The organism is Enterobacter sp. J49 (assembly GCF_002148625.1).
GTDB classification, from domain to species: domain Bacteria; phylum Pseudomonadota; class Gammaproteobacteria; order Enterobacterales; family Enterobacteriaceae; genus Enterobacter; species Enterobacter ludwigii.
This window is the reverse complement of the sequence record NZ_MWPY01000026.1, coordinates 1-278: the sequence shown is the minus strand read 5'-3', so window position 1 is coordinate 278 and position 278 is coordinate 1. Positions and strand designations below refer to the sequence as shown.

Sequence of the window (278 nt, the reverse complement as noted above, 5' to 3'; positions counted from 1 at the left end):
CAGCCATGAAATCGACTATATCAATGCGCATGGCACGTCTACGTTGCAAAACGACGTGAACGAAACCGAGGCGATCAAGGCGGCGCTGGGGCGTGATGCCTATCGCACACCGATTTCCAGCACGAAATCTTATACCGGGCACCTGCTTGGTGCATCCGGCAGCTTTGAGGCGATCGTCTGCCTGCAAGCGTTACAGCAGCAAATGATGCCGGCAACCTGCCATTTGCACGAAACCGATCCCGCATGCGATCTCGATTATATTCGCGAAGGACATCGGC

At 55.0% G+C, this 278-nt stretch carries 1 pseudogene; it reads left to right on the top strand.

The features are described 5' to 3' along the window. Positions 1-278, top strand: a pseudogene (locus BJP35_RS06760) (beta-ketoacyl-[acyl-carrier-protein] synthase family protein); the annotation flags it as partial.